Annotated in this window: 25 protein-coding genes and 1 pseudogene; 17 read left to right on the top strand and 9 right to left on the bottom strand. The window is 36.5% G+C overall.

The features are described 5' to 3' along the window. Positions 1 to 33: 33 nt before the first annotated feature. Complete coding sequence (locus FJR04_RS19280) at positions 34 to 1059, bottom strand: photosynthesis system II assembly factor Ycf48 (protein ID WP_168497748.1); 1026 nt, start codon at positions 1057 to 1059, stop codon at positions 34 to 36. A 69-nt stretch (positions 1060 to 1128) separates the two neighbouring features. Beyond that, positions 1129 to 1473, bottom strand: coding sequence for a rubredoxin (locus FJR04_RS19275; protein ID WP_168497746.1), 345 nt, complete (start codon positions 1471 to 1473; stop codon positions 1129 to 1131). 321 nt (positions 1474 to 1794) lie between these two features. Between FJR04_RS19275 and FJR04_RS19270 the strand changes: the two genes are divergently transcribed. From FJR04_RS19270 to FJR04_RS19240, 7 genes are all read left to right on the top strand, one after another. Further along, positions 1795 to 2757, top strand: a complete 963-nt coding sequence (locus FJR04_RS19270; protein WP_168497744.1) for a transposase — start codon at positions 1795 to 1797, stop codon at positions 2755 to 2757. Between the two features lie 291 nt (positions 2758 to 3048). After that, positions 3049 to 3411, top strand: a complete 363-nt coding sequence (locus FJR04_RS19265) for an NAD(P)H-quinone oxidoreductase subunit 3 (RefSeq protein WP_168497742.1) — start codon at positions 3049 to 3051, stop codon at positions 3409 to 3411. Further along, entirely contained in the window at positions 3402 to 4139 is a 738-nt protein-coding gene (locus tag FJR04_RS19260; RefSeq protein WP_168497740.1) for an NADH dehydrogenase subunit K, read from the top strand. Before FJR04_RS19265 ends, FJR04_RS19260 begins: the two co-directional genes overlap by 10 nt. Next, positions 4132 to 4659: an NAD(P)H-quinone oxidoreductase subunit J gene (locus FJR04_RS19255; protein WP_168497738.1), complete on the top strand. Its 528-nt coding sequence runs from the start codon at positions 4132 to 4134 to the stop codon at positions 4657 to 4659. The genes FJR04_RS19260 and FJR04_RS19255 overlap by 8 nt, the downstream gene beginning before the upstream one ends. Positions 4660 to 4855: 196 nt before the next feature. Beyond that, on the top strand, positions 4856 to 5299 hold the full coding sequence (locus tag FJR04_RS19250) for a hypothetical protein (RefSeq protein WP_168497736.1): 444 nt from the start codon (positions 4856 to 4858) through the stop codon (positions 5297 to 5299). Between the two features lie 214 nt (positions 5300 to 5513). Further along, on the top strand, positions 5514 to 5750 hold the full coding sequence (locus FJR04_RS19245; RefSeq protein ID WP_168497734.1) for a hypothetical protein: 237 nt from the start codon (positions 5514 to 5516) through the stop codon (positions 5748 to 5750). After that, a complete protein-coding gene (locus tag FJR04_RS19240; RefSeq protein WP_168497732.1) occupies positions 5740 to 6102 on the top strand; it encodes a type II toxin-antitoxin system RelE/ParE family toxin in 363 nt (120 codons plus the stop codon). Before FJR04_RS19245 ends, FJR04_RS19240 begins: the two co-directional genes overlap by 11 nt. A gap of 68 nt (positions 6103 to 6170) precedes the next feature. Here the strand turns inward: FJR04_RS19240 and FJR04_RS19235 are convergent, their stop codons facing one another. Then, positions 6171 to 7658, bottom strand: coding sequence for a DNA methyltransferase (locus FJR04_RS19235; RefSeq protein WP_168497730.1), 1488 nt, complete (start codon positions 7656 to 7658; stop codon positions 6171 to 6173). Positions 7659 to 7855: 197 nt separating this feature from the next. Between FJR04_RS19235 and FJR04_RS19230 the strand changes: the two genes are divergently transcribed. After that, positions 7856 to 9208: an NB-ARC domain-containing protein gene (locus FJR04_RS19230; RefSeq protein WP_168497728.1), complete on the top strand. Its 1353-nt coding sequence runs from the start codon at positions 7856 to 7858 to the stop codon at positions 9206 to 9208. A gap of 98 nt (positions 9209 to 9306) precedes the next feature. After that, a pseudogene (locus FJR04_RS19225) lies at positions 9307 to 10037 on the top strand (Uma2 family endonuclease). A gap of 103 nt (positions 10038 to 10140) precedes the next feature. Here FJR04_RS19225 and FJR04_RS26555 read toward each other — a convergent pair. Next, positions 10141 to 11523, bottom strand: a complete 1383-nt coding sequence (locus FJR04_RS26555) for a Rid family detoxifying hydrolase (protein ID WP_168497726.1) — start codon at positions 11521 to 11523, stop codon at positions 10141 to 10143. A 121-nt stretch (positions 11524 to 11644) separates the two neighbouring features. Between FJR04_RS26555 and FJR04_RS19215 the strand changes: the two genes are divergently transcribed. The 5 genes from FJR04_RS19215 (at position 11645) to FJR04_RS19200 (ending at position 13414) form a co-directional block, all read left to right on the top strand. Further along, positions 11645 to 11881: a hypothetical protein gene (locus FJR04_RS19215; RefSeq protein ID WP_168497724.1), complete on the top strand. Its 237-nt coding sequence runs from the start codon at positions 11645 to 11647 to the stop codon at positions 11879 to 11881. After that, a complete protein-coding gene (locus tag FJR04_RS19210) occupies positions 11878 to 12231 on the top strand; it encodes a hypothetical protein (RefSeq protein WP_254445322.1) in 354 nt (117 codons plus the stop codon). The genes FJR04_RS19215 and FJR04_RS19210 overlap by 4 nt, the downstream gene beginning before the upstream one ends. Positions 12232 to 12264: 33 nt before the next feature. Then, complete coding sequence (locus FJR04_RS26520; protein WP_256366802.1) at positions 12265 to 12393, top strand: hypothetical protein; 129 nt, start codon at positions 12265 to 12267, stop codon at positions 12391 to 12393. A gap of 77 nt (positions 12394 to 12470) precedes the next feature. Beyond that, the gene (locus FJR04_RS19205; protein WP_168497722.1) at positions 12471 to 13172 is read left to right on the top strand and encodes a DUF433 domain-containing protein; all 702 of its coding nucleotides are present in this window, start codon (positions 12471 to 12473) and stop codon (positions 13170 to 13172) included. Continuing rightward, entirely contained in the window at positions 13169 to 13414 is a 246-nt protein-coding gene (locus FJR04_RS19200) for a hypothetical protein (RefSeq protein WP_168497720.1), read from the top strand. Before FJR04_RS19205 ends, FJR04_RS19200 begins: the two co-directional genes overlap by 4 nt. A gap of 170 nt (positions 13415 to 13584) precedes the next feature. On the opposite strand, the gene gcvH is transcribed toward FJR04_RS19200, so the two are convergent. Then, positions 13585 to 13974, bottom strand: a complete 390-nt coding sequence (gcvH, locus tag FJR04_RS19195) for a glycine cleavage system protein GcvH (protein ID WP_168497718.1) — start codon at positions 13972 to 13974, stop codon at positions 13585 to 13587. 80 nt (positions 13975 to 14054) lie between these two features. Then, complete coding sequence (gene gcvT, locus FJR04_RS19190; RefSeq protein WP_371718415.1) at positions 14055 to 15221, bottom strand: glycine cleavage system aminomethyltransferase GcvT; 1167 nt, start codon at positions 15219 to 15221, stop codon at positions 14055 to 14057. A gap of 187 nt (positions 15222 to 15408) precedes the next feature. Between gcvT and FJR04_RS19185 the strand changes: the two genes are divergently transcribed. Both FJR04_RS19185 and FJR04_RS19180 read left to right on the top strand, forming a co-directional pair. Continuing rightward, a complete protein-coding gene (locus FJR04_RS19185; RefSeq protein ID WP_168497714.1) occupies positions 15409 to 15906 on the top strand; it encodes a pentapeptide repeat-containing protein in 498 nt (165 codons plus the stop codon). A gap of 134 nt (positions 15907 to 16040) precedes the next feature. After that, the gene (locus tag FJR04_RS19180) at positions 16041 to 17393 is read left to right on the top strand and encodes a C1 family peptidase (RefSeq protein ID WP_168497712.1); all 1353 of its coding nucleotides are present in this window, start codon (positions 16041 to 16043) and stop codon (positions 17391 to 17393) included. A 159-nt stretch (positions 17394 to 17552) separates the two neighbouring features. On the opposite strand, the gene FJR04_RS19175 is transcribed toward FJR04_RS19180, so the two are convergent. Continuing rightward, complete coding sequence (locus FJR04_RS19175; RefSeq protein WP_168497710.1) at positions 17553 to 18362, bottom strand: alpha/beta fold hydrolase; 810 nt, start codon at positions 18360 to 18362, stop codon at positions 17553 to 17555. 94 nt (positions 18363 to 18456) lie between these two features. Continuing rightward, positions 18457 to 18951: an NUDIX hydrolase gene (locus tag FJR04_RS19170; RefSeq protein ID WP_168497708.1), complete on the bottom strand. Its 495-nt coding sequence runs from the start codon at positions 18949 to 18951 to the stop codon at positions 18457 to 18459. 516 nt (positions 18952 to 19467) lie between these two features. Between FJR04_RS19170 and FJR04_RS19165 the strand changes: the two genes are divergently transcribed. Beyond that, positions 19468 to 19641 (top strand): hypothetical protein, encoded by a 174-nt coding sequence (locus FJR04_RS19165; RefSeq protein WP_168497706.1) that lies wholly within the window; start codon positions 19468 to 19470, stop codon positions 19639 to 19641. A gap of 369 nt (positions 19642 to 20010) precedes the next feature. Here FJR04_RS19165 and argH read toward each other — a convergent pair whose 3' ends face one another. Next, complete coding sequence (gene argH, locus FJR04_RS19160; RefSeq protein WP_168497704.1) at positions 20011 to 21399, bottom strand: argininosuccinate lyase; 1389 nt, start codon at positions 21397 to 21399, stop codon at positions 20011 to 20013. Positions 21400 to 21467: the final 68 nt, after the last annotated feature.

Below are 21467 nucleotides of genomic sequence, written 5' to 3'. Positions count from 1 at the left end.
TTCTTCTCATAATACATCCATGATTGGGTGTAATTACGCCGCTTTCGATAGTGCTGCTGTTTCTTGTACTTTGGGGTTATATTTTAGCAAAACACCGCGATCGCCGATTATAAAACCTTGATTGGGATTAAAAAACACAATTTTGTAGAAATTAGCCGCAACCTTTTCTACATCACGATCTTTTTCCCAGGTTTTACCACCATCAATACTGCGGAGTAAATTACCGCTACCACCACCGACCCAGATTTCATCGGGTGTTCGATAAGCTAAATCTAGTAAACCCCAACTTGTGGCTAACTCTGGATATTCTACCTCTAACCACTCTTCGGCGTTAGTAGGATCGCTAAACTGAACTTGGCCACCTCGTGCTAATAACCACATTTGTCCATCCTTAGCAAAACCCATATTTTCTAAGCGACGGGAACTATTGCGGTTATGAGGTTCCCAAGCATTTTGTCCAGGTTGCCAAGTCGAGTAAAAACTACCCTTAGCCGAAACAGCGATATACTTACCATCAGGCGATCGCTCAATGTTCCGAACAACACCAACCGCCGCTTCCAAACTAGCTTTCCAGTTTTGACCACCATCTGTAGTCTGGTAAATAGCTCCCACATCCGTAGCCATTTCTGCTGTATTCTCAGCTATTGCTGTAATCGCAATTGGGCTACCAGGTAACTTTTCGCTTAAAGCGATTCGTGACCAAGACCGTCCTTCATCAGTAGTATGGAGTAGCAGAGAAGGTTCTCCCACAATCCAGCCTTCCTGACCAGAAAAACTAACAGAGTTAAAACGGTATCTGGGATCATCCAATTCTAATTTTAATGGTTGCCAAGTCTCACCACCATCATTAGTTTCTAAAAGAGTGGCATTACTACCCACTAAATAACCATGTTGGGAGTTATCAGCAAAGCCAATATCGAGTAACTTCGCGTCTGTTGGCACATTAATTACCTGCCAGGGATTGTAGCTAATAGAAGCAACATTACTACATCCTATACAGGCTATGGCTACTATCAATGCGGCAAAAAATCCTTGCCACTTTTTCACAATTGATTGCATCAATATTACTGAGGTTTTCCTAAATTTGGTAGATTTTTGGCGAATTGCGGTAAATAAAGATAGCGGTTTTTACTGTAGTCCATAAAGACTAATAAAAAACAAGAATCCCAGAGCTAAAGCCCCAAAAATCAAAATGTTCTTTTGAGTTGGTGTCAGCGTATTAACACCTAAACCGTAACCTAAGTTTTCCTTGAAACCCGATGCTGTACCCGCTGGTCCAATATTCGCAAAAACAGTTTTCTTCGCTATACAAACTGGACAGCGCCAATTTGTGGGTAGGTCTGCGAAAAGCGTTCCTGCGGGAATATCACTCTTGTCATCTCCCTTTTCAGGTTCATAAACATAACCACAAGAGCGACACTCATAGCGGTCTAACACTGGAGTCTCAACAGCTTGTTCGGCTTGTTCACTCATAATCTCGTGATCTCCCAGTGGGGAATTATTAAATATACGTTACAAATTATGACATAATTGTTAGACTTTTCTATCACTAATCACAAAGTTACGCCTGGTAGAATTCAAAATTTAAACTTCAAAATTTAAAAGGCATATTATACAAGCTTTTTAGGAATTTTAAGTTAGTTAACTTACGCTTCACGTCTGGGAACTGAGGATCATTTCCAAAAATTCTGCATATCTTGACATGAAATAGCTATTATGGTTAGATATCGGTGTCAAGCAAAGAATTATACAAAAAAAATCTGCATAATCAGTATTAAATGAAATGGCAAATTTATGACAAAACCCAAGCTTTCGATCATTATCCCCATGAGGGGTGGTGTTGAACATTCCTGGCTACAAGAACTGTTAAAAATCCAAGGTAACACCGAATTTATTTTAGTTTATCCGCCTAATGTCCCTTTCATACCCATTACTGAGCCTCGTCTTTGTCAAATCAGAAGTCCTTTACAAGGAGAATTGATTCAAAGAGTAACAGCCTTATTGAACGCATCCGGTGAATATGTTCTCTCCATAAACTGTGATGAGTATATTCATCCTCATATTGTGGCCATAGCCGAAGATTATTTTAGTAACTTTCCTGACAGCTATTTTTTTAGATTAAAACAAGTAGAATTTCCCTTTGGAAAACTACCAGTTGATAAGCCCTGGGGTTGTTTGAATAATATTAAAGATATCGAAATCAGAAAACCAAACAGCGAGAAAAATTACTCTCAGGAAGAAAAGGAATATACAATGCGAGAAATTCCCATTATTCCTTTAGATAATAAACCCGACTTTCTGGCACTTTTTAGAGGACGTAAAGATCATAGAGGACCACATCAAGAAAACTTTGACAAAAAAGTCTGGAAAAATGAATTAGTACAAGAAACACTCAAAGGTATTGTTCCTACCTTCACTATATTCGGTCCATTGAAATATGTTCCTTTTTGGACTGCTGACCGATTAATGGGATTATCTGTACAGGCTAAATTTTTTGAACCTGGGAAAATAGCCGGTCATTGGCTATCACTACCAGAACAACTTCGCACAGAAGACAATCCTCCCAACTACCCCAGAAAAAATCGTCGTTATGTCTTATCTGAATTGTCAATACTGAGGCAGTTCCCAGGTTTTGGCTATATCTGGAATTTGGTAGTATTTAACAGGGGCGGTATCTTTATGATTTGGTATCCTAAAGATACACTCAGAAGTATTGCTGAAAAAATAGGTCTGAAGAAACCTAATATTTCCCAATAGGCAAAGATGAGAATTTGACGCGAACTATCGAGATTAAAGGTGTAAAAGCAATCCAAAATCAAAATAATCAAGGATAAAACCCACACACTACCGCTCAGTGTGTCTATTTCCACGATTTCAGAACAGCCTTAAAGATATAATATAAAAAGAACATTATCCATATATTCAGTGAACAGCAAACAGTGAATATTGTCTATAGCTTAGTGAAAAATTAGCAAGTAATTAAGCTGATAATTATTCACTGTTCACTCATAACTGATTCCCTTACACCATTAGCGGTAGAAAACCATTGTGTTTGTTCTTAGCGGTTACGAGTACCTTCTAGGCTTTTTCATTTTGTGTAGCCTAGTTCCAGCCCTAGCACTGTCAGCCTCAAAAATCCTCAGACCCAGTGGTAACAGTCTAGAGAGACGCACTACCTACGAATGCGGACTAGAACCCATTGGCGGAGCTTGGATTCAATTCAACATTCGCTACTATATGTTTGCTCTAGTCTTCGTGGTTTTTGACGTAGAGACAGTATTTTTGTATCCTTGGGCAGTTGCTTTTAACCGTCTGGGTTTATTGGCATTTATTGAAGCCCTCATCTTTATTTCGATTCTCATCATCGCCTTAGTTTACGCATGGCGTAAAGGAGCTTTGGAATGGTCTTAAATTCTAATATCACTACCCAGGAAACAGAACAAATCATCAACCCCATGCAGCGTCCGACAGTCACCCACGGATTGTCAGAAAACGTAATTTTAACCACCGTTGATGACCTCTACAACTGGGCGCGGCTTTCTAGTTTGTGGCCTCTATTATTTGGTACAGCTTGCTGCTTTATCGAATTTGCGGCTTTAATTGGCTCTCGCTTTGACTTTGACCGTTTTGGGTTAATTCCTCGTTGTAGCCCCCGCCAGGCTGATTTAATCATCACTGCGGGGACAATTACCATGAAGATGGCCCCTCAATTGGTGCGTCTTTATGAACAAATGCCCGAACCCAAGTATGTCATTGCCATGGGTGCTTGTACAATCACTGGTGGGATGTTTAGCGTTGACTCCCCAACCGCAGTCCGCGGAGTTGATAAGCTGATTCCTGTAGATGTTTATTTACCTGGTTGTCCTCCTCGTCCGGAAGCGATTATTGACGCAATCATTAAACTGCGGAAAAAAATCGCCAACGACTCTATGCAAGAGCGGGATAACATCAAGCAAATCCACCGCTACTACAGTACAACTCATAATATGAAGCCAGTTCCCGAAATCTTAACTGGTAAGTATATGCAGTCAGATACCCGTTTCAATCCTCCTAAAGAATTGACAGAAGCGATCGGTATGGCTGTACCCCCAGCATTGTTGACAGCAAAGACACAGAAGGAGGAACAAGCGCGTGGCTGAAGAAGAATCTAAACCAGTTCCCGTCGAGGAAACATCTTTAGTCCAAGCCGGTAAAGTTTCCCAATGGTTAGCGGAAAATGGCTTTGACCATGAGTTTTTAGAACTTGATGCTAACGGAGTAGAAATAATTAAGGTAGCAGCAGATTTCCTACTTCCTATTTCTACAGCTTTGTATGCTTATGGGTTTAATTATCTCCAATTTCAGGGAGGTATTGACTTAGGTCCAGGAGAAGATTTGGTAAGTGTCTATCATTTACTAAAAGTCAGTGATAATGCTGACCGTCCTGAAGAAATCAGAGTCAAAGTGTTTTTACCCAGAGAAAATCCTTCTGTCCCTTCAGTTTACTGGATTTGGAAAACAGCAGACTGGCAAGAACGGGAAAGCTATGATATGTATGGCATCATCTATGAAGGTCATCCTAACTTGAAGCGGATTTTGATGCCCGAAGATTGGGTAGGTTGGCCTTTGCGTAAGGATTACATCTCGCCTGATTTCTATGAGTTACAAGACGCTTATTAAGTATTGCTGAAATTGAATTTTCAGCAGTGAGAATTAACCCCTTTCCAGTAGTGGAGAGGGGTTTAAGTTATAAATTTTTATTTGTGTAATAGTGAATTATAAATAATTAGGCTATCATCAATTAATGTAATTATAAGTTAAGAATTTTAGTTATAATAAAAAATATAAGTGCTGGTTAATTAAGAGGTAAAATATCATGTTAAAAATACAACCTCCAACCATAATTGATTTTTATCCTTCAATAGTTGCTAAAGATAAAGATGATAAATCTATTTTGATCATAGATGTGAGATTTTCCGCTATGTATTCTTCCCCGGATCTGAAAATCTTAAAAATGGAACAATACCAGCATATTCCTTTTTTAATGCTCGTTAATTCTCATGTCATGAGAATCTTTAAGAGTCCGACTTTTGAAGAAGTAGCAAGATTGGACACGAAAAAGGTTCTAGGGTATTATAATCCAAAAAGTATCGAAGGAATAATCTATCAATCTACCTTAATAACTTTAATTCAATCTTGGTTAAGAGATTTAGCTTATCATTGGAAAAGTGAAAATCCTCCTTACATTGAGGAAATGAAGGAAATTGGCTTATTTACTCTTTTGTTTGATTGCACTACAGAGGAGTTAGAACTATTATGATTATTATTTATTTAGAAACTAATTCAATTATGGCAATTGCTAAAGGAAGAAACAAAGAATTAGAAGATTTTGTCTATCATTCTTCAGACAATTTAAAATTTGTCATAATGATGAACTTGAATATAATTTTCATCTGATTATAGAATGATATAGTAAAATTTAATATAAATATCTTCTGTATCAAAATTAGTTAAACAAAAAGCAGCTAGAAACTATGAAAGCCTTAGAAGTTACTGGAAAAATACAAGAAGGACAATTAACCTTAGATTATCCTTTAGAGATTGATAATTTTAATACTGTCAAGGTAATTATTCTTTTACCAGAAGCGGATGATTTTGATGATACTCCAATTGAGGAAATAAAAGAGAGTTTAAAAATATCATTGCAAGAAGCAAAAGCCGGAAAAAGAATACCTTTAGAACAAATGTGGGAAGGAATTGATGCAGAATAATTCTTTCTTAATGAAGATTGATTTAACTCCTGAATATCAGAAAAATTTAAAAAATTTAGCTAAAAAATACCGAAATATTCGTTCTGATACTCAGTCTTTCATTACAGAATTGCAAAAAGGAAATTTATTAGGAGATAGGTTAACTGGTTTTGATGAAGATATTTATATTTATAAAGCTAGAGTCAAAAATAGTAATCTTCAAAAAGGTAAAAGTGCTGGTTATCGGGTAATTTATTTACTTGAATCGGAAACCAGCATTTTATTGTTAACAATTTACAGTAAATCTGAACAAGAAGATATTACTGATTATGAGATTAATTCTATTTTAGACGAGTTTTATAGAGATGAATGAAAAATGCCAATAAGAGAAATATCATAAATGTTGGGTTGACGCAAGGAAACCCAACCTACTAAAAGTTATCAAATATCTAATTCTATTTGATTAACTTTCACTTCTTTGTGTTTTTCTGCACTTTTAAGAACTTCATTAATTAAGGGAATATTTAATTTTTGTTTGTTTTCAATAATATCTTCAATGGTCACAATCTGTATTTTATCACAACTATAATTACTATAATGTTTGTTTTGATAAAATCCAGCAGATTTTGCTGTTTTAATCATATCTTTAGTAGGATTTTCTAAGGTTATAAATATAGCTATACTGGCATTTTCTAGCGTCATTGTTCCTAGTAAATCTCGGATGTCTCCCGATTTGACTTTACCTGACTTCACTTGAAAAATTACCTTTTCTGGTTCACCTTTATCACCATAAAATGAACCAATTCCATCTACACCTTTATCTGCACCTTTTTTAGTGTTAATTCTGGATCGATTATTAGTATAAGTTAATATTGCCCATTTTTCAAATTCTTTACGAGTGCGATCATCTGCTTTATTCGCTAATGCTTTTGCACTTTCTATATCTTTAGGAATACCATGAAGTTTGATAATATCTAAAACTCCTTTACCAAAGCTGTCTTCTAATCTTTTTAAAATTAAACTTATGCTTTGATAAGTAATATCAATCCCTATCCATTGTCGGTCTAATTTTTGGCAAACTGCAACAGTTGTACCACATCCACAATAAGCATCTAATATTACATCATTTTCATTAGAACTTGCTTTAATTATTCTTTCTAATAATGATTCTGGTTTCTGTGTTGGATAACCTAAACGTTCTGGATCATTAGCATTTAATATATTAATTAACCACCAGTCTTCAGGTATTTTTCCAAGAGGATGAGGTTTATAGACTTTATTAGTACCTTTATGTTTTCCCCACATTGCATCATCAGTTCGTCCAATTCCTTCCGCTTGATAGGGTATCCTAATTTTATCTGCGTTGAAAATGTAATCTTTTGTTTTTGAATATCTAAAAATTACATCATGTCGTCTACCAAAATCCTTTTTAGGAGAACCTCCACCACGATAACACCAAATAAGTTCATTTAAAAAATCTCCACCCTGAGAACAAAAGACAGCATCTAATATTAACTTTAAATAGTGACTAGAAGTAGGATCACAATGTAGATAAAAACTTCCTGTAGGTTTTAAAACTCGATGAATTTCTGTTATTCTTAAAGTCATACTCACTAAATAAGCAAGTAAACTTCCCTTTCCTAAAACATTACTTAAACCTGAAATTAAAGCAATACATTGCTGAGTGAATAAACCATGATAATTAGTAATAATTTCATCTATTCCATGAATAGCGTGATCATCCCATTCCCAAGTATCAATAAATGCTTGTGCTTGCGCTTTATCTTCTGAACCAATATTATTATAAATTTGATTATAATTTCGTTTGGAATTAAAAGGAGGATCAATATAACATAAGTCAACAGACTCATCTTTTATATAACGTCTTAAAACTTCTAAATTATCACCATAATAAAGTTGATTAACCATTATTTTTGTCAAATTACTTTGCTTAAATAAACCCTTATTAATCATTTTTATACCAAATTACTTTTTTGTCATGTCAGAAAATATGGGATATTCCCTGATATTTTATTAAAAAGTATGAAGAAAATACCTGATAATACCTGATAATCTGTTTCCAGATTGAGTTATAATGGCTAAAACTATTAACTCATCTAACTTTTATGACTGTTACAGAAATTTTACAATTTGTAGATAATTTAGTATTTACCAAAACTGATAAACATTTGGATGATCTCCAACAAAAGATAATTGAGGAACTATTTAATGGCAAAACTTATAAGCAAATTGCCAATATTTATGATTATGATGAAGGTTATATTGGTGATGAAAGTAGGAATTTATTTAAAATTTTGTCTGAAGGTTTAGGAGAAGATATTAATAAATCTAATTTTTGTTGGACTTTAGAAAGAGTTAAAAATTGTTCTAAAATTGTTAGCTTTGGAAATAATAATAATATTAATTGTTACTCTAATCATCAAAAATTAAATCATCAAGAACAGAATAATAATACAGAAGAATCTAAATCCTCTTACCATGATTTAACTTTAGCACCTAAAATTAATCGTTTTTACGGAAGAAAAAAAGATTTAGATTATTTATCTAATGGGATATTAAATCAAAACACTCATTTAATCTCTGTTTTAGGATTATCTGGAATTGGTAAAACTACCCTTGTAAAAAGATTTGTTGATCTAAATCTTCAACAATTTGAAGTAATTATTTGGAGAAGTTTAAAATTTCCTAAATCTCTGGATTTACTTATTGATGATTTATTGAATGTTTGCAAACAAGAAGCTAAAGAAACTATAGATAATAAATTAAAGCAATTATTTAATATTCTTAAAAATAAAAAATGCTTAATTATTTTAGATGATCTAGAAAATATCTTTGTTAATTGTCAATTTGCAGGACAATATAAACCTGAACATCAAGATTATAAAACCTTCTTACAAATGATCACAGAAATTGAACATCAAAGTTGTTTAATTCTGATCAGTCAAGAAAAATGCCAAGAAATGATATCATTAGATAGTGAACTTTACCCAATTCATTCCTTAGAACTATCAGGATTAAATAATGCAGCTACAGAAATATTAAAAAATCAAGGATTAAAAAATGAAGAAAATTGGTTAGACTTGATTAACTTATATGAAAGTCATCCTAAATATTTACAGTATATCAGCATCTTAATTAAAGAAGTATTTCAGGGAGAAGTTTCAGAATTTATCAAAGAAAATAATTTGATATTAACAGAAGACTTCAAATCTCTGTTTGATTCAATATGGATGAGATTATCTGATCTTGAAAAAGAGATATTATTAAAAATAAGTCAACATAATCAACCTATATCTAGAGATGAGATAAAACAGTCTTTATCATTGTCATCAATGGATATAATTAACGGGTTACAATCACTAACAAGAAGATTTCTATTAACAAAATTAGAAAGTGATCAAAAATCATATACTCTCTCTGCTGTTTTTAGAGAATATCTAAGAATTTATCATCAGTAATCAGACTTATTTATTCTCAAAGTTCGAGTACATTGAAAGAATTAATTTCAATAACTAGTTAAACTAGAATTTACAACCTGAATACAGGAAAACCCATCATGATCATTGCTACCCAAGACTACCAAATCACTTGGGAAAAACTACCTGATGATTACATCCTCCCAGATGATCCAGTGGACAATATCTACCAACCAGCCCAAGCCGCAGCATTGACTGAAAGCCTCCAACTAGCAGGTAAACTTTCCCCCAATTGCCTCACACCGACTAACTACGGTATCTGTGCCACCGTAAATGGCAAAATTGTTGTGAAAGAACCTGATTGGGCTTATATACCGGAAATTTGGGCAACTAAAAAAGAAGTCTTTCGTAGTTATACACCCCAACTACAGGGAGATATTCCGGTTATCGTTATGGAATTTATTTCTGATACAGACGGAACAGAATATTCTATTAAACCAACTTATCCGCCTGGAAAATGGTTTTTTTATGAAAAAATCTTAAAAGTATCCAATTACGCCATTTTTGAACCAGATAGCGGTAGTTTAGAATTTTACCAGCTAAACTCTAATACAGGTTTGTACACTTTGCAAAATCCTCACGAAAACCAACTTTACTGGATAGAGGAAATGAACCTTTACTTGGGAGTGTGGGAAGGGACAAGAGAAAACCTAACTGGTAAATGGTTAAGGTGGTGGGATAAACAGGGAAATTTGTTGTTGTGGAGTTCAGAGTTAGTAGAACAAAAACAACAAGAGATAGAAAAAGAAAACAGCGTGCTGACAAATTAGCAGCCCAATTAAAAGCATTAGGTATTGAACCAGAAAATTAGGAAATTATCAATAGACATTTCTAACAAAGAATGTAGAGACGTTCCATGGAACGTCTCTACAAGGGTTATGAATGACGAATATTGAATTTTACCAGGTGTCTATTTAACCACCAATCACTGCGATACACTCAATCTCTACCAACACATTTTTAGGTAAACGAGAAACCTCCACACAAGCACGCGCTGGGGCGGTATCTTCGGAAAAATATTTTGCATAAACCGCATTTACAGCGGCGAAATCATTCATATCAGCTAAAAATACACCAGTTTTTACCACATCTTTAAATGTAGCCCCTGCTTCTGTCAGGATAGCTTCAAGATTTCTCATTACTTGTTCAGTTTGCTTGACAACATCTTCGGTATAGACAACATCACCTAAACGAGGATCTATGGCAATTTGTCCAGCTACAAACAACATTTGCCCAGAAGCGAGAATTGCTTGATTATATGGTCCAACTGGTGCAGGTGCTTTATCGGTGCGGATTACTTTACGAGTCATAATATTTATCTCTTTTGGCTCTTTTGCTAATGGTGTTTCTGGTTTACCGAATTCTAAATCTGTAGATGTTTGATAAACTTCTCCATCTGGCATTATCGCACCTGTGAGGTCAGCATTTTCAAAGGTTGCACCGTAAATATTCGCGCCGGTTAAATCTGCTTTTTTGAGATTTGCATTGTCCAGATTTGCTCTAATCAAATTTACTCTTTGTAGTTCGGCTTTCCCTAAATTTATACCTTTCAGACAAGTTTTTTGGAAATTTACACCATTGAGGTTTGCCGCACCCAAATCAGCTTCAGAAAAATTCATACCTGATAAATTTTTCTGTGATAAATTAACACCCCGAATCTTTGCTCGTAGACAATTCGTATTTTTGAGCGCGATATTAGTGAGATTTATTGCTTGACTCAAATCGCAATCTGTCAAATTAGCTTCACTAAAATTAGCAGAACTGAGGTTAGTTCTGGCAAGGTTTGCATCTATCAAAGAGGCTTCAGTGAAATTTGTATTTTGTAGAATGGCATCTCTCAAGTTAGCACTATCCAAGTGCGCGTTACTAAAATTAGCACTATCTAACTTTGCTTTGCTCAAATTGGCATTATCCAAGTTAGCATTACTAAAATTAGCACTATTTACAGTTGCTTCCCTCAAGTTTAAATTGTCGAGGTTAGCATTACTAAAATTAGCACTACTTATATCTGCTTTACTCAAATTAGCACCACTCAGGTCTGCCCAGGTTAAATTCATCCCCGAACTATTTACCAACTCACTTAAATTAGCATTTATCAGAGATGCCCTAGTGAGATTTGTATTTCTAAGATTTGCTTTACTCAAATTTGCATCATTCAAATCTACCCCTGTTAAATCTGCACTTGTGAAGTCTATTCCACTCAAATTTGCACCTATAAGATTCACCCCTCTCAGATTTACAGAATGAAACTGGCGTTCCCCAGCGGCGTATTTTTCTAAAAGTTCTTCAGCGTCCATAATGCACCATTGAATACTATTGCAATAGTATAAAACAATGCCTAACGCTAAAATACAGGTATTGATAGCAATATTGCCTAATGACTAATTGTAGTGTTACAATAGCACCATCCAACACTATATGACAAAAATAGGAAAATCAAGAGAAAATGAAAGTATAGAAATACTAAGCATTGCCATTATGCCTGAAGGAAAAAGACTAAACATATATTTCACTGATGAAGATGATTTAAAGCTTTATGCAGAAATATCAACAGAAGCGAAAAACGAAAAACGCTCGATGAGCCAAATGGTAAAAATACTTGTCAGTGATGCGATCGCGAAGCGCCAACACCAAAAACAAAAAGAACTAACATGACTACAGAGCAAAGACTTGACCGCGTAGAAAGTGAATTTGCTACCATCCGTCAACTACTAATCTCAGCCGCTACCTATGCTGAGTCAGCCAATCGGCGGATTGATGAGTTAGGTATAAAACAAGACCGCACTCAAATCATGCTGGATGAGTTAGGTGCAAAACAAGACCGCACTCAAATTATGCTGGATGAGTTAGGAATGCGGGTTGATGATTTGGGTATGAAACAAGACCGCACCCAGACACAACTTGACCAACTAGGAATGCGAGTTGACCAATTATCAAGTAGAGTAGATGAGTTTATCTTTCATACTCAGCGCCTATTTAACAAAGCAGGTAGTGAGATAGAGTAAACAAAGGTAAGAACTGAAAGATTAGAAGTATTAATGTTAAAACTTGATCGGAACTATGAAGAGCAGAAATTGCAGTTTCAGGAGTTTCAATTGACAACTAATGCAGCACTAGAACGGATTGACAGAGTTTTAGACTATTTGTTGAGACAGTCAGGAAGTTGAACAGCTTGGGTTTAGCGATGCTAAACCCCTGAATATAGCTAATAATTAAAAATAAACGTCTCTGGTAGGTACATAAAATGATGCAACTTTATGGAAAAACTGATCCAAGAGATATTCCTTCCTACTCTATTAGAGATGCAGCTAAGTATCTCCGTATTCCAGCAGGAACAATTCGCTCTTGGACAGTGGGTAGAAATTATCCCACTATTAATGGTGCGACTTTCTTTAAACCAGTTATTGCTACAAAGGACTTTAAACCAACGTTACTTTCATTTACTAATTTAGTTGAAGTTCATGTTTTAAGAGCAATTCGTCAACATCATAAAATTCAACTAGATAATGTCAGAAAAGCTCTTGACTACATTGATGAGCATTTTCAACTACCGCACCCCCTAGCGCGTGAAAAATTCCGAACTGATGGTGTTGATTTATTTATTGAAAGATACGGTTCTTTAATTAATGCTTCTAAAGCTGGACAAACAGATTTAAAAGAGGCTTTAAATGCTCATCTTCAACGTATTGAACCAGATGATACTGGATTAGCAATTAAACTCTATCCTTTCACTCGCTCTCACGAAGAAAATAACCCTCGTATTGTTGTTATTGATCCTCGGATTGCTTTTGGTCGTCTTGTAATTGCTGATACCGGAATTGCTACCAGTATTTTGGCAGAACGATTGAAAGCCGGTGATTCTATTGAGGATTTATGCGATGATTATGACTGCGATTCAGTAACAATTGTAGAAGCTATTCGTTGTGAATTACCTAATGCTGCATGACCCAACCCCAATCAATTACATTTTTCATAGATAGATGCTTAGGTAAAAAATCTATTCCCGAAACACTTCGCACAGCAGGTATCACTATTGAAATTCATGATGATCACTTTGATAAAGGGGCTTTAGATGTAGATTGGCTACCACAAGAAGGAGTTTTGATGAATCTATCTGAGTCTTCCTCTCTTCTCTCCGTGTCCTCTGCGCCTGGAGCGGTTCGTTTCTCTTACCCCAACCTCGAATGAATCGCATAATGCCGATATTGCCAAGAGTCCAGGAAAATCTGGTCATAATCAAAACACAATACTAATTGTCTGCTGAGGGCGATCGCTACTAGGATCAGAATATACTCTTTTCCATAGAGATGTTCCAATGGAACACCTCTAAGTTATTGAGAATATGAATGTTAAATTATTTACTCCCCTTCTACCAAAGCCCGATATTCATCTGCTGTCATAGCTTCCTCAATTTCACCAGGATCATTAACACGGACTTTAATAAACCAACCTTCACCATAAGGATCATCAGCTACTTGTTCAGGATCGTTAATTAACATTTCATTCCGTTCTATAACAGTACCAGTAACTGGTGAATTCAGTTCTTCTACGGCTTTTACTGATTCAATTGTACCAAATCTTTCTCCTAACTCAATAGCATCACCCATCTCTGGTAGTTCTAAAAAGACAATATCACCTAATTGATCAATAGCAAATTCGGAAATACCAATAGTACCAATGTCGCCATCTAGACGAACATATTCATGAGAATCTAAGTATCTCAAATCCTGGGGATATTCAAAAGACATATCACTTCCTCTTCCACGTTAAAAAATAGTGTTACAAGAGTAACCTAAAACACATTATTCCTCAAAAATCGCAAAGGTTATCAGTTAGTAACACGATTCTTTGCACGATAAAATGGGCGTTTCACCACTGTGGCGGGGTAAGATTTGCCGCGAATTTCCACTTCTAGCTGCTGTTTAAGGGTTGCTAACTGAATGGGAACGTAAGCTAAGGCTATGGGATAACCAAGTGTAGGTGAGAGAGTACCACTTGTTACTTCTCCCACAACTTGATTTGATGATAATACGGAGTAGCCGTGGCGGGGAATATTCCGTCCTTGTGTTTGTAAACCTACCAGTTTACGCTGCACTCCTTGGGCTTTTTGCTGTATTAAAACTTCCCGCCCCATAAAATCACCTTTGGTATCTAAATGTAACAGCCAACCTAAACCAGCTTCTAGAGGAGTAGTAGTATCGTCTATATCTTGTCCATAAAGTGCCATTGCAGCTTCTAAACGTAGAGTATCTCTACAACCAAGCCCACATGGAACAACACCAACATTATATAAACTTTGCCACAAATCTATCCCCACAGTAGAATCTACCATCACCTCAAAGCCATCTTCTCCGGTATAACCTGTACGTGCCAGAAATGCGTGTTTACCAAAAATGGTGGTTTCTAAATGTCCAAAAGCCTTAATGGGAGTTAAGTCTGCTGTGACTAAGGATTGGAGATGATTAGTAGCTGTTGGACCTTGAACAGCAATTAATATCTTATCCCGTGAAAGGTCTTGGAAGTGAACTACATCAGGATCAAGATGTGCCAATATCCATATTTTGTCTTTATCAATAGTTGCAGCATTGACGATAATTACTACCTTTTGGCTATCAGTGCTGTCTGTGCCTTGGTAGTAAATAATGATGTCGTCAATAATTCCGCCTTGAGGATTTAGTAATACTGTATATTGTGCCTGTCCAGGTTGTAAACGACTCAAATCCGAAGGAACTAAATACTCAAGTTGAGAAATTAGATTTTTACCTTGGAGGGTAAATTTGCCCATGTGGGAAATATCAAACATCCCCGCAGTGTTTCTAACAGCATGGTGTTCTTGGGTAATACTGCCATATTGTATGGGCATTTCCCAACCACCAAAGCTGGTAAATTTGGCTTTGAGTTCTATACCTATTTGATATAGGGGGGTTCGCGCTAGAGATTGGGATGCGGTGAGGTTTTGGGGGTTTTCCTCATGCGGGACTGCCGACGGGGTAATATTTTTTTGATTAGCCACAGATGGTTATTTATATTTATGGGCGATGCTGACGACGAGGGAAGCGATCGCACTTCAACTTCTATTCATCCTACGGGATAGCTTCTAATTTAGCAGAGAATTATTTATAACTCCTTCCTGCGGTTAAATTATTAATAGTGGAATTGTTGAGATTTATTAAGTGAAGATTATGAAGTATCAACCAATATTGGCGAGTGTGATTTTAGCCTTAGTGCTGTTTGTGTTTCCTTTCTCAGCCCAAGCGGCAAGTTCTTCTAATGTCACCAGTTCCATTATGAACCAGGGAGTCGCAGGTAATGACTTTTCTGGTCAAAGTTTAATTGGAACTGAGTTTACGAGTGTGAAATTAGAGAATACCAACTTTAGCAATGCTGATTTGCGTGGTGCTGTATTTAACGGTACTTTGTTGGATACTGCTAATTTACACGGTGTAGATTTTAGTCAAGGCATTGCCTATTTAACAAAATTCAAAGACGCTGATTTAAGTGACGCAATATTTACCGACGCAATGATGTTGCGTTCGGTTTTTGATAACGTTGATATTACTAATGCTGATTTTACTGATGCGATATTAGACATGGTACAGGTAAAAAAGCTCTGTATTAATGCCAGTGGGATTAATTCTAAAACAGGTGTAGATACTCGCCAATCTCTCAAATGTAAGTAAAAACCTTAACCCCTTCCCTACTTTAGAAGGGGTATTAAGAATAATTGAGTAATTCTAAAATTGTTACATCTGTCTGAAGACATATTTTATAATTTTTATACTTTATCACCTGTGGATAACCCCCATAAAATTTTATGTCTAAAAAAGCTGTATTATCTTATGTCGTAGATCGAAATACAGGTTTATGGAAAGCATTGAGCGGTTGTAGTGCTTCCCAGCAAGAAATCCCCGGTTCTCACGTCTATGAGACTGAGCGATTTACAGAAGCAGAATTACCACCACAGGTTGATCTCCGTCCCTTTATGACTCCTGTAGAAAATCAAGCAGGTGCTAACAGTTGTACAGCAAATGCAGTTGTGGGAGGATACGAGTATATCATGAATCGTGTTGGACAAGAGATTGATTTTAGTCGTCTTTTTGTCTATTACAATGCCCGATTACTAGGACTAGAATACTTTGGTCAAACAAAAATTCAAGACCAAGGAAGTAGCATTACTTTAGCATTAATGAGCTTGCAAGAAAAAGGCATTTGTCATGAATCAACCTGGTCTTATGAAGTGACAGATAGCGGTAAAGTTAAAAATGTTAATATTAAACCTATTTTTCATGCCTATAACGAGGCTACCGAACTTCTAAATGTTCCTGATTTTCAATGGGAAACACCAGAAGAAGTTCCTATTGATCTTTATGCCATGAAACATTGTTTAGCAGAAGGTTATCCTTTTGTTTTTGGACTCACTTTGTTTAAGTCTTTTGATCAAGTGACTGCCAAAGGAAGAGTACCAATGCCAGATTTAAACAGTGATTCAGGCAGAGAAGAACATGGTAAACACGCTATGCTTTGCGTAGGTTATAAAGATAGCGCGGAAGTTTTTATTGTTCGTAACTCATGGGGAGAAGAGTGGGGAGAAGACGGGTATTGCTATATTCCCTATGAGTATATGACTAACCCCGAATTATGTTTTGAATGCTGGAAAATTAAAGGGACGACTGAATTTGATTTAACTGCGGATATTTGGGTTGAAGAAGATGAAGATTTTGATGAAGAATTTTATGAAGAAGAAGATGAAGAAGAAACAGATAATTGCTATTTAACTCTTGTTGAATCCATTGCAGTTATTTGTTTATATGGTGCGGCTGTAGATGGCTTATCTGATGAAGAGTCCGAATTATTAGCAGGACTTTATGAAACTTATGAAATTGATACTGAACTACTAGAAGAGAAAATCAATAATCTCATAGAAATTGGAGGATTTGAACTGCTTTATAATGCGGCAGTGCAAATTATTCTAGCCGAAGATGCAGCCGAAGAAACTTTCCAAATGTCTGTAGAATTTGCTCTTGCTGATGAATGTTTTAGTGATGAAGAATATGAATATTGGTCTCAGTTAGCACAAGATTTAGAACTTGATAACGATAGAGCAACAGAACTCTTTAATGAGATTCTAGAAGAATATGATTATGAACCATTTGATACTCTGTTTTAAAAGATAGCAAATTTATCTGCGTTTATCCGCGTCCATCATCTTCTATCTGCGGTTAATTCTTTCCTTCCTGTACCTGACAGAGATAGAAATCGCTATATTCGCAAATAACAATATCCCTGATTGATTAGAGAACTCAGGGATATAACTCTAGCAAATTCCCTATTGATTAATGAAATCCCCAATAGCTTCAGCGACAACTCCAGCACAAGATTCAGGTAAATTACTTTCTCCATGAGCAATCATCTTTAACTGAATATTAGGAATTAGTCGAGCATAAGTATTACTTCTTGATATAGCGATCGCATCATCTTCACCACCTTGTAAAATTAAACAGGGAACTTTAATTTCAGGTAAGTTTTTTTCCAGTAATTCCGCTTCTATTTCTGGTTGCTTACGATTAAAGAGTAACTGACAAGCGGTAGAGTATTGCAACAATGTTTTTCTTAAATCTAAATCAGCAGCAATTTTTTCTTCCCAACCAATCAATTTAATTAAGGGACGAATAAAACGTAAAAACTTAATTATTAAGGGAGAAACATTAAATAAGCGCCGTCTTTTTTGCCAATATTCTTCTTGTCCTTCTGCTGTTACACCTTCAGGCGCTAACAATATCAAACCATAGATTTGCTCTGGATATTTTAAAGCATAACTAGCAGCAATCCAAGCGCCTAAAGAATTACCCACTAAATAAACTTTTTCTAATTTTAAAGCTTCTAGAAAATGGGATAAACATTCTACTTGCAAATCTATGGAATAGTGAACATTAGGATGTGCTGATTCACCAAAACCTAATAAATCTGGTGCAAAACAATGGTTATTTTGCGCCATTATTTCCATTATTGATACCCATTCACTACCATCATTCCATGCACCATGTAGAAAAACTGTGGGTATTCCTGAACCAACCTCACGCCAAAACAATACCCCTTGAGAAAGTTTTCTGCGGGAGTTGCGAAATAATATATTCATCTTAAATTTACTAATTTACTTATCCAAGTTTGGCAATTCCCAATTATAGATTTTGGATTTAATTTAAAAACCCAAAATCTTAAATCTTCATCTTTTATGCAAGTGTAGTTAATCCATTCAAATAGTCTTGTAACTGACGACAATGATCATGAGACATATCTGGTTTCGGTAAAGAAACCGGGGGGAAAGCTTGAATTTCTATGACTTCTAAAGGATCTTTAATAACCATTTCTCCTTGGACTTCGGCTTCAACAGTAATACAAATGGAGTGAATGCGGGGATCACGGTTTGGTGAAGAATAAACTCCGACTAAACGGCGAATTTGGACTAATTCTAGCCCTGTTTCCTCCATCAATTCCCGACCAACTGCATGAGGAACATCTTCTCCCCAGTCCACCATACCACCAGGCAATGACCAAAGACCATCATCCTTCCTTCTAATTAACACAATCTGGCCATCAGGTAAAATGGGGATAATACTTGTACCAGTAATGGGATGGCGAAATATAATACCCAATACCGTTTGTCCAAAGTGCCATAAGCTACGAGTGGACTGAATCATTGGCTTAAAAAAAGCAAGAATGTTCAAGTTTCAAATTGCTTTATTGTATTCTAGATTTTACTAATACTTGTATAGTCTCAATTACCAAAATTATAATCAAGTTTTTATTTATACAAATATGTGTGATTTAGTTGATTACCCTAGAAATATTCCTAGAATAACCTAATTTTACCATTTGCTTTAAATAACTGCATTATTAGTATCGAAAGCAGTTTATATGGATATTTAAATAACATTATATCCATGACCATCAATTATAAATACCCAGATACTGAGATTGATTCAGGACATTTTTCGTAATTGTCTAAACTTATCAAATATATGGCTTATATGTAAGAAAAATAACAGACAATAGGGAGTAATACCCATGATCAGCCCAAATTTAGTTTGACAATAAGCTTTTTCGTAAGATATAATGGTATGCTGTTTCAAGTGTATTGATTGCTGCACTAGGCTAGAAAAGTATATCAATAACATCGGTAGCTGATATGGCCTAAGTAATGCCTAGATGCCAATTTTTTGTTGTTTATTCATGAGGTGAATATGGCAAAGCGCCGTAACCCGAAAAAAGAGAAGGCGCTACGAAACCAGGCTTACGCCAGAAAGTTTCGTAAACGGACTACTACAGGTAGAATGGGCAGACGATTCCAACAAAGACCGCCCAAGAGTGAAGAGGAAGAATCAACAGGGGCAGCAGCAATGGACGCTGCTGATTAATGTATAGCAGGTGACAGGGAACAGGTGACAGGTGACAGTGCTATAAGCCTTTTATTGTCTAAGTTCTAGGATTAGTTGATGTCCTAACCGCCTTGCCCATAGCTATATCTGGTTAAATTTTATCCTTTCATATTTTGAATTTTTAGGGTGTACATGAGTACACCCTTATTTGTTTTGAGTTGTCAGTTGTCAGTTGTCAGTTGTCAGTTGTCAGTTGTCATTGGGAATACATAGTATTTATTTTCCCCCTGCTCCCTTCCCCCTGCTTCCCTGTCTCTTCTCTGTCACCTGTCACCTGTAACCTGTCACCTTCCCCCTGCTCCCCTGTCTCTTCTCTGTCACCTGTCACCTTCCCCCTGAATTTGGAAATTAACTCACACCGAGTTGAGTACGGGCGTTGATAATAGCTTGTCTGACTTGTACAAAACCTGTACCTCCATAGCTGTTGCGGGCTGCAACTACTTGACGAGGGGAAATTGCTTCATAAATATCAGCGGCAAATGCAGGATGGATTTGTTGCCACTCTTCTAGCTGCAAATCTTTAAGCAGTTTACCAGCAGCAATACTGGTTTTGACGACTTTGCCCACAATGTTATAAGCTTCTCGGAAGGGTACACCCCGCGCGGCGAGATAATCTGCGACATCTGTAGCGTTAGCAAAGTCTTCTGTAACCGCTGTTGCTAATCGCTGGTGACGAAATTCTAAACCTTCTTGTAGCAAAATTGTCATTGCTTCTAAACAGGCTTTGACTGTATTTACGCTGTCAAATATGCCTTCTTTATCTTCTTGGAGGTCTTTGTTATAAGCCAGGGGTAAACCCTTCATAATCACTAACATAGCCTGGAGATGACCAAAGACTCGCCCTGTTTTGCCTCGAACTAATTCTGGTACGTCAGGGTTTTTCTTTTGGGGCATAATGCTAGAACCAGTGGCACAGCTATCTTTGAGGGTGACAAAGCGAAATTCTTCTGATGCCCACAGAATGACTTCTTCGGAAAGACGGCTGAGGTGAACCATGATTATACTAGCAGCACAGAGGAATTCTATAGCAAAGTCGCGATCGCTCACTCCATCCAAACTGTTAGCATAAACATGATCAAAATCCAATAATTTGGCTGTATAGTGGCGGTCAATAGGAAAAGTTGTCCCCGCTAAAGCACCACAACCCAAGGGAGAGATATTCACTCGGCTATAAACATCTGCCAAGCGTTCCCAATCCCGTTGTGCCATCTGAAAGTACGCCAGTAAATGGTGGGCTAAACTCAGTGGTTGGGCGCGTTGGAGGTGGGTATAACCAGGAATTAAGGTTTCGACATTTTTTTCAGCGATATCAACTAAAACTGTTTGAAAATCTCGTAATAGTTGCCGAATTTGGTGAATTTGATCGCGGAGATACAATCTCGTATCAGTCCCTACTTGGTCATTGCGAGAACGGGCTGTATGGAGCTTTTTACCTACATCCCCGACAATTTCCGTCAGGCGTTTTTCTACGGCAAAATGGACATCTTCGGCATCAATACCGGGCTGAAATTGTCCTTGACGATATTCTTGACGAACTTGTTCTAAACCTGAGAATAGAGCTTCCCCTTCTGCATGGGAAATTATCCCCGTGTGAGCCAGCATTTTGGCATGGGCTTGAGAACCAGTAATGTCATATTCGATGAGTTCAATGTCAAAACTGATACTAGCATTAAAACGAGCGATCGCCGGATGCAGCGCGGATTCAAACCGCTGACTCCAAGTTTGTTTTTCGGTCATAAATCTGAAGGGAAAGGAAGAAATTCTTTCTAGATGTTAGATTTTGAATCCTGATCAATCCAAAATCT

This window comes from Anabaena sp. UHCC 0204 (assembly GCF_009711975.1).
Taxonomy (GTDB): domain Bacteria; phylum Cyanobacteriota; class Cyanobacteriia; order Cyanobacteriales; family Nostocaceae; genus Dolichospermum.
The sequence above is the reverse complement of the archived record's forward strand: the minus strand, read 5'-3'. Positions and strand labels throughout refer to the sequence as shown.